We start from the raw sequence: 3865 nt of genomic DNA, 5'->3' as shown, positions 1-3865 counted from the left end.
CCGCCCCCCAGCGCGACCTCCAGGGCCCACGCCCGCCCGGCCCACCAACCGACCGCCCCGGACTCGGCGCCGCCTACGGGGCCTTCGGCGTTCCCTGGAGGCTCATGGCCGTCAGACGGGAAACGACCAGGAATCTCCGGGAGCGTGAAGCGTGCCGCCCTCGGCACTGAGTTCGGCCCGCATGGCGCGCAAGGGAAACCGTCCGTTCTCCTCCCACCTACGGCTGACGCCCTCCAGCGCGTCCCAGAGCCGACGGGGACCGCCCTGATGGATGAGCGGGCGGGTACTGTCCTCGGCGCGCGCCCATGATCCGTCAGCGGCGAGCAGCCAGACGATGCGGCGACCGTCGCCGTAGGCGGCCGCGCGCGTCTCGACGCCCGGCGTGTCCAACTCGAACAGGTAGCGCAGCGCCCATTCCCGCCACAGGTCCGGGATCGGCCCGTACGAGGCCCGCACCTCGTCGCCCTCGCGCACCCGCGCGCCCGCGAACACCTCGTCGAGCTTCGGCGGGTAGTCCGCCTGCCGCCGCGCCTCCATGAACGTCGCGGGATCCGGCTGCACCGCGCCCCGGGCTACGCCGTCCTCCCCCATGTCCGCCGCGATCAGGAGAGCGGTACCGGCGACGGTCGTCACCAGCCGCCCGCCGGGGCGCAGCGCACGGAGCCACGACGCGGGAACGGGCCGTACGGACACGGTCGCCATGATGCGGTCGTACGCGGTGTCGGGCAGTTCCCCCGTCGCGTCGATCGCCGCCGCACAGGGCTTGCGCCCGAAGCCGGCGAGACGGTCGCGGGCGGCGCCGACCAGGTACGGGTCGACATCCACACTGGTCACGTTCGCGTCGCCGAAGCGATACCCGAACAGCGCGGCGGAGTAGCCCGAGCCGGTACCGACATCCAGCACCCGGTCACCGGGCCCGGCGCCGAGCCGTTCCGCCATCGACACGATGAGCCCCGGCAGGGTAGACGACGACGTGGGGTCACCACTCCCCCGCCGCTCCGGCTTCGCGTGGTCGGCGTGCAGGGGCCCGACGCGGGTCACCAGCGTCTCGTTCGAGTACACGGCACGCAGTCGTTGCGGGGAACCCTCGGGAAGGTTCACCAACTCCCATTCCTGGGTCGCGCTGTTGGGGATGCGCCGCCACCACCGGGGCACCAGCACGTGACGAGGGGTGTTGCTCACCGCTTCACGCCAGTCAGGCGCGTCGGCGGTCACCTCATCGGCGAGCACGGACGCGGCTTCGGCCCACGGGGGCTTTGCGGTCATGCGGATACCCCTTGCGATTCCCCTTGCAGTGCGCCGGCCATCGCCTCGACGAGCGGGATACCGGCCTTGACGGCGAGCCAGTGCCATTGGCCGTTGGGGTTCACCTGGAAGAACACCCACCGTCCGGCAGGCGTCACAGCGAAGTCGAGAGCCCCGAAGTACAGGCCGAGTTCATCCATGAGCCGCCGGACGCCCTTCGCCACCTCGGAGGGTACGTCCACGGGCTCGTAGGCGAGGGACCGGTAATCGGACCGCCAGTCGAGTCGCGCGGCCTCGCTCCCGGCATGGATGGCGACAGCGAACATCCGGCTCCCGATAACGGTCAGCCGCACCTCGAACGCCTTGGGCACGCGCTCTTGGAACAGGTGGGCGGTACCGGCCACCCCGTCATCCACCTCGTCGGCGGATACGAGCGCCACAGGGAGAAACTGCCGCTTGCCTCCGGGCCCGAGCACCCCGCCTCCGAGCCCCTTGTAGACGACCTGACCGGCCCCGATGAACTCGCGGGCATGGCCGGGGTCGGATGTGATCACGGACCGGGGCACGTCGAGTCCGACGCGTGCTGCAACAGCGAGCTGCCTCGGCTTGTAGTTCGCAGCAGCATCGGCCGCGGGATGGTTGATCCAGCGAACGGGCAGGGAACCAAGCACACCCAGCAGCCCGGACCGCGCCTCGGACACGGCCAGCGCCCGCGCGTGACCGGGCCAGGCGTCGGGTGTACGGAATTCATTCGGCCGCCGCCACCACACCGACTTGACCGCTTCGAGCCTGACGGCTCGGGAGCCGGCGAGCACCCCCGCCCAGCCGTCCCTGGTGAGGGAGACGGCCAGACGGGAAGCGGTGGGGAAGTCAGCGGTGTCGAACCTGATGACCTCCTCACCCCTCCTCCCCAACTCCTCGACCACAGCGTCGGCCGTGAGATCGTCCCGGCCCGTGAGGATGAGGATCGATCCCATGTCAGTACAGGTCGGTTCCGCTGTCGGAACCCGGGGCGCTGCTGTCGCCATTGCTGGTCTCGGTCTGCGTCTCGGGCATCTCCGCCGTGATCGCGTGCCACGGGTTGCCCGCTGCGGACACGTTCATCTGGAGCGCGTCGCTGTAGGTGATCACCGGAGCCTCGTTGATGCTCTCCGGCGGCGACACCAGATGCCGGACCCCGAATGGAAGGGCGGTCGCAGTGCTCATGACTTCCTCGATTCCCACTGTTGTCGATCCTGTGCGCCGGGCGAGTACGAAGAGAACCAAGCTGTCCGTTCAGGGCAGCAGTTGGGCGTTCACCTCTCGGTCCCGGCGGGACGTCTCACTCTTACCGGAAGAACAGACTCCGCACACGGAAAGTGCGTAACCAAGTACCCTGAGTACACAATCTCTTGAGAGGGGGCGTTGGGTGGAACTGGAGCCGGATGCCAACGTAATGCCTGCTTCACCAGCGGGAATGCTGGCCAACCGAGCGGCACGGGCACGAGCGAAGACCGGTCTGTCACTGCGCGGGCTCGCCGAGAAGTTGGGGTACCCGCACACATACCTGAGCCGTGTCGAGCGAGGGGAGCAACTCCCGTCCGCCGCACTGGCGGAGGCCCTTGACGACTTCTACGGGACGGACGGGCTGTTTTCCGACCTGCTGGCAGTGGCTATCGCCGCCGAGGTCCCTGTCTATGGACGGAAGGTATTGGATGAGGAGAAGCGCGCCGCCCGCATCCAGACCTTCAACAGCAGCGTCGTACCTGGTCTGCTCCAGACGGAGGCGTACACGTCTGCTCTGTTCGTCGAGTCGATGCCCGGCAAGGATGCCGAGAAGGTCGCATTGCAGGTGAACGCACGGGTACACCGTCGCGAGGTACTGGAGTCGCAAACGCCCCCGCTGTACTGGGCGATCATGGACGAGGCGGCCCTACGCCGCCCCGTCGGCGGCCCGGCCATCATGGCGGAACAGATCCGGCACACACTCGACGTGATCGAGAAGAACAGTGCGGTCCGGATCCAAGTACTCCCCTTTTCTCGTGGAGTCCACCCCTTGCTGGGCGGTAGCTTGAGCCTGCTCACGCGACGGGACGGCGTGACCTTCGCTTACGTCGAGTCGTTCGCCTCCGGCACATCGGTGGACGCCCCGGCCGACGTGCTGGAGCTGACAACGCTTCTGGACATCGCCCGGTCGAAGGCCCTCGATACCAGGGAGAGCGTGGCTCTGCTCCACAGGTACCTGAAAGAGTATGAGGATGACTTTGACTCCTGACGAGAACGCTTCGTACCTGGGCTGGGTGAAGAGCAGTTACAGCAACGGGCAGGGCGCGGAGTGCATCGAGTGGGCACCGGAACACGCGACGGCCACGGGTGAGTTCTTGGTCCGGGACAGCAAGAACCCGGACGGTCCGCACCTCACACTGACTGCCGGAAGCTTCGCCGGGCTGGTGGAATTCGCCAAGACTCGTGGCTCGCACCCCTGAATCAGTCTTCCGCTTGAAAGACATGTAAGATCATCTACGTAACTCCGGCGCACGGCGCGGGAGTCACGCGTCTGTGGTCCAAGGCAAGACGCCCGCCATCCAGCGGGAAATGCAGGTGCAAGGCCTGCCGGGCGCTCTATACGAAGGCCCCGTAC

At 67.8% G+C, this 3865-nt stretch carries 5 protein-coding genes; 2 read left to right on the top strand and 3 right to left on the bottom strand.

Features of this window, described 5'->3' with window-relative positions:
• Nucleotides 1-111: 111 nt before the first annotated feature.
• Genes ACFU99_RS36510 through tgmA form a run of 3 tightly spaced genes read right to left on the bottom strand, consistent with a single transcriptional unit; the run spans nucleotide 112 to nucleotide 2451 of the window.
• The gene (locus ACFU99_RS36510) at nucleotides 112-1266 is read right to left on the bottom strand and encodes a methyltransferase domain-containing protein (protein WP_384400804.1); all 1155 of its coding nucleotides are present in this window, start codon (nucleotides 1264-1266) and stop codon (nucleotides 112-114) included.
• On the bottom strand, nucleotides 1263-2222 hold the full coding sequence (tgmB, locus tag ACFU99_RS36505; protein ID WP_384400801.1) for an ATP-grasp ribosomal peptide maturase: 960 nt from the start codon (nucleotides 2220-2222) through the stop codon (nucleotides 1263-1265). The genes ACFU99_RS36510 and tgmB overlap by 4 nt, the downstream gene beginning before the upstream one ends.
• 1 nt (nucleotide 2223) lies before the next feature.
• Nucleotides 2224-2451 (bottom strand): putative ATP-grasp-modified RiPP, encoded by a 228-nt coding sequence (tgmA, locus tag ACFU99_RS36500; RefSeq protein ID WP_384400798.1) that lies wholly within the window; start codon nucleotides 2449-2451, stop codon nucleotides 2224-2226.
• A gap of 202 nt (nucleotides 2452-2653) precedes the next feature.
• Between tgmA and ACFU99_RS36495 the strand changes: the two genes are divergently transcribed.
• Nucleotides 2654-3499: a helix-turn-helix domain-containing protein gene (locus ACFU99_RS36495; protein WP_384400795.1), complete on the top strand. Its 846-nt coding sequence runs from the start codon at nucleotides 2654-2656 to the stop codon at nucleotides 3497-3499.
• Nucleotides 3483-3710, top strand: a complete 228-nt coding sequence (locus ACFU99_RS36490; RefSeq protein WP_384400792.1) for a DUF397 domain-containing protein — start codon at nucleotides 3483-3485, stop codon at nucleotides 3708-3710. Before ACFU99_RS36495 ends, ACFU99_RS36490 begins: the two co-directional genes overlap by 17 nt.
• Nucleotides 3711-3865 lie beyond the last annotated feature (155 nt).

The sequence above is a fragment of the Streptomyces sp. NPDC057654 genome, assembly GCF_042800135.1.
GTDB lineage: Bacteria > Actinomycetota > Actinomycetes > Streptomycetales > Streptomycetaceae > Streptomyces.
The sequence above is the reverse complement of the archived record's forward strand: the minus strand, read 5'-3'. Positions and strand labels throughout refer to the sequence as shown.